Genomic DNA, 3,859 nt, shown 5'->3' with positions numbered 1-3,859 from the left:
ACCATCTTTTTTGTCAGATTCTTTCAGCAGATTGTAGTCGATCTTTGCTTTGTACTTTCCGTACTGTTCCAGATATTTGTCATCAATACCTGCTTTTGCTGCGATCTCGGTGATCGGTTTCATTTCGCATTCCTGTGCGATCTCAATGTCTGTTTTGTATCCCATATCATTTACCTCCTTTTATGATAACTGTTTTCTTATTTTACAGTTATCTTTTATACTTCTCTGGTTCTCTGCAGAGCAAATACCTGATTCACATAAGTAGTCAGTGCACTCTGATATAAAACAGAAACCAGAATTGTATTTGCAATTGTCAGTGCAATCGTCTGTATGACTCTTGTGGCATACAGCACACTCCATGGGGTCGCATAGTATACATGCAATCCTACGACGGTAAATCCCAGAGAGCCTACGATTCCATGAACAATCAGCATAACTGCTATTTTCCAGGTATTCACTTTATCCCTGAAGACATATTTCTTAAATACTGCAGGAATCACACCTGCCAGCACAGAAGACACCAGAATCAATGGATTCGGTGCATATCCCTGGATCAGACATCCCAGCAGATCTCCCAGACCACCGCAGATTCCCCCTACCAGCGGTCCAAACCAGAGACTTGCCAGATAAATCGGTGTTGCACTTACTGTAATTCGAAGGGTGGAGCCAATATTAATTGCCAGCACCCGGCTCAACACCAGATTCATTGCCACTAAAACAGCTGCAAAAACGATAGTTTTAACATTCAGTTTTTTCATACGTTTTCCTTTCTCAGGTATAGCAGTATACTACACCAAAGGCAGATAACACAGCGACTGAATCTATCTTTAATGCAGTAGCGGACGCAACATTACATCGTGGAAATATTTCGCGGTTTCCTTCGTCAACAGGCAACTTCCCATCCTGAAGCACTTTACGCGCAATGTTTACTCTACTATCCTTATTCATTTACATTCTCCTACTGTCGGGAATGAAAGTCATTCCCCATTTTCTATCTTTCCCGTAACGGTTCCATATCTCCTGAATCGTTACTTTTCTACAAATAATACATCCGTAAAATTCTGATTTTATTATGCCAGTGCTTTTATCATAGTGATTGATATATCGCCCACTACAGCCATATCCTCTGCCTGAAAAGCAATGGGAAAATTGTCAGAGAATAAAATCTGGGATGACGGTGGAAATTCGTCATCACCTGCCCATAAGATCATCTGTACACGGAACCCATCAATCACTTCGAATTCATAAGCGATATCGCCGTGCTCGAGAGGTGTCGCACCAATCTTTTCCATTGCAGACCGGAACGCCTCCTGTTTGTTGCCAAATCCATAAGCAAGACGCATCAGACATCTGCCCTGAAACTGTTTCAGATATACAGTTCCCCACGGTGTTTCCCGATACGTCAGATATTTTCCGGTAGACGGAGCGCTGTGTCCTTCCACCAGGTAACGAAGTACCAGAATCCGGGCATTGATTGCTGCTTCCAGAGGATAATATCCTACCGTGCTTTCCGGATCGTGTGTTACCACATAATCCGGAAAATGTACCTGATAAGCAACACCCAACAGATGAAGATTAAAGGTCTGTGATTGTTTGTCGTAAGGAATCCCTGTTCTTGCACTGATTTCTGCCGGATCTGCTTTCTGAAACAGTTCCATATAGTGCTCATAAGGAATTCTTTCCTTACTGTCTTTTTCATACTGTAATTCCATCTTTGTTCTCTCCTGCATGTCTGTCTTTACTGCTGAGAAACGGACGGGAACATACTGGTATCCGTATGCGGAATAAAGCATGCCGCAACAAATTCATCCATATAAGTCGGTACAGTACTCAGTTCCAGATACGTCATATTGGATGCAACCTGGTAGGTTTTGCGTTCTGCCTCTTTGGAAAGAAGCATGGTATAGGCACCGGACAGAGAAGAGTTACCAATATAATGGAATTTTTCCAGAGGAATATCCGGGAACATTCCAATATTGACCGCATTCTTCATATTGATGCCGCTTCCGATACCACCGGCTACATACACTTCTTCAATCATCGACACATCGAATTCCAGAGAATTCAGCATCGTACGGATGGCTGAAAAAATTGCACCTTTGGCACGGATAAAGTTGTCAATATCCACTTCTGTAATCTCAACATCTTTCTCTGCACCTGCATCCTTCTGGAATGCCAGAACATAGCTTCCCATACCGTATTTATCCCGGTGGATACGCTCGCCTTCCCGCACGAATTTTCCTTTCGGATTGATAATTCCTGCGGAAAACAGTTCACTAATCACATCAATGATTCCTGAGCCACACAGACCAATCGGTTTTTGTCCCGGATCTCCTACGACCGTAAAGGACGGTTCCATAGTTTCTTTATCGATAGTACATGTCTCGATTGCCCCATCTGTTGCACGCATACCACAGCTGATATCTCCACCCTCGAAGGCAGGACCAGCCGAACATGCACAACTCATCATGAAATCAGAGTTACCAAATACCAGTTCACCATTGGTTCCAAGGTCGATAAACAGGGAAAATTCCGGTTTATTCCACAGCATGCTGACCAGTGTACCTGCAGTGATATCTCCACCCACATAACTTCCGATATTCGGAGCTATAATTATGTGTGCATCCGGATTCACTGTCAGACCAAGGTCAGATGCATACAGCGAATTTGTCTTATAGAATGTCGGTATATACGGTTCCATACGAACCGGATCTGCATTCACTCCGGCAAACAAATGATTCATAGTTGTATTTCCGGCAACACACATACGGTAGATCTGTTTATTCGGGAATTTTGCCGCACGACACATCTGCTGAATCAGCGGATTGATTGTTTCATCAATAATCGCTTTCTGCAGGCGGCGTCTTCCGCCAGGTTTTGCAGATTCGATGATTCGGTTGATAACATCTGCTCCATAACGGATCTGACCATTTCCTGAGGATGCTTTTCCAAGGATATCACCACTTATCATATCGATCAGCAATGCGGATACTGTTGTAGTACCGATATCAATAGCAAGTCCGCCGATCACTACTTCAGCATCTTTCGGAAAAATATCATAGACGAAAACATTGCCTTGGCTTCCTGTTCTTCCGATCACACAGCGAACAGAAAAATTAGTTTCCCGCAGCACATCTGCCATCTTGCAGATTACAGTATATGGAAGAATCACATGTTCTGCCTGCATCTGTTTTTTCAGTGCACGCATCAGCCGTTCATTATCCGGCATGGTATCTTCCAGAGACGGAGCATCCATGGTAACATCTACCACTTCCATATCGTTTTTCAGAACGATTCCCGCCGCCTCAACATCGGCTTTGGCATTGTCAAAAATAGCTACTTCTTCCGGGGAACTTAAATCCGCAACCTTCATTCTGCTGCGATAGGCAGACGCGATATCCGGTACTTCCACCTCGATATCATCTTCCACTTTACTCGCACAGGACAATCTCCACCCCTCTGCATATTCTTCCTCTGTAATATGTCTGGTTCTTGGCGAATTCAGAGTTCCTTTTAACAGTTTCACACGACATTTTCCGCAGGAACCGTTACCGGAACAAGGGGCATCAATTGCTACATTCGTTTTTCTTGCAACCTCCAGAAGATTCTCTTCGGCTGCCGCAAAACCCTCTACGGTCTCACCGTTTTCAAAACGAAAAGTTACTTTAAACATGATTTAAGCCTCTCTTTTTCGAATTTGTGAAAGGAGGCTGTCACCTCAGCCTGAAAAGACTAGTGGCGACGGCCTCATTATCAGCAGTATTATAATTATTTTTGTAACTGTTCAGTACCTTCACAGTTACGAGCCAAAATGCATAAAAAATCACCTTCGGTGATGACATTTTGGCTTGTATGTCTC

At 43.5% G+C, this 3,859-nt stretch carries 4 protein-coding genes and 1 riboswitch; all 4 genes read right to left on the bottom strand.

What is annotated here, in order from left to right; genetic code table 11:
* Window positions 1–165: formate--tetrahydrofolate ligase (locus tag MSA64_RS07190; RefSeq protein WP_287890028.1), on the bottom strand; the 165-nt coding region annotated here is incomplete at its 3' end.
* Window positions 166–215: 50 nt separating this feature from the next.
* Window positions 216–758: a folate family ECF transporter S component gene (locus MSA64_RS07185; RefSeq protein ID WP_022171443.1), complete on the bottom strand. Its 543-nt coding sequence runs from the start codon at window positions 756–758 to the stop codon at window positions 216–218.
* 76 nt (window positions 759–834) lie between these two features.
* Window positions 835–936, bottom strand: a riboswitch (THF riboswitch).
* Between the two features lie 134 nt (window positions 937–1,070).
* The gene (locus MSA64_RS07180) at window positions 1,071–1,712 is read right to left on the bottom strand and encodes a DUF3786 domain-containing protein (protein ID WP_106492513.1); all 642 of its coding nucleotides are present in this window, start codon (window positions 1,710–1,712) and stop codon (window positions 1,071–1,073) included.
* A gap of 26 nt (window positions 1,713–1,738) precedes the next feature.
* Window positions 1,739–3,673: a corrinoid activation/regeneration protein AcsV gene (gene acsV / locus MSA64_RS07175; protein ID WP_287891148.1), complete on the bottom strand. Its 1,935-nt coding sequence runs from the start codon at window positions 3,671–3,673 to the stop codon at window positions 1,739–1,741.
* Window positions 3,674–3,859: the final 186 nt, after the last annotated feature.

This window comes from Oliverpabstia sp. (genome assembly GCF_022785585.1).
Classification (GTDB): domain Bacteria; phylum Bacillota; class Clostridia; order Lachnospirales; family Lachnospiraceae; genus Oliverpabstia; species Oliverpabstia intestinalis.
Note: the sequence above shows the minus strand (reverse complement) of the source record. Positions and strands in the feature narration are given on the sequence as shown.

Coding starts and splice junctions, on each gene's coding strand:
- MSA64_RS07185 (WP_022171443.1), bottom strand. CDS start 758: ATGAAAAAACTGAATGTTAAAACTATCGTTTTTGCAGCTGTTTTAGTG.
- MSA64_RS07180 (WP_106492513.1), bottom strand. CDS start 1,712: ATGGAATTACAGTATGAAAAAGACAGTAAGGAAAGAATTCCTTATGAG.
- acsV (WP_287891148.1), bottom strand. CDS start 3,673: ATGTTTAAAGTAACTTTTCGTTTTGAAAACGGTGAGACCGTAGAGGGT.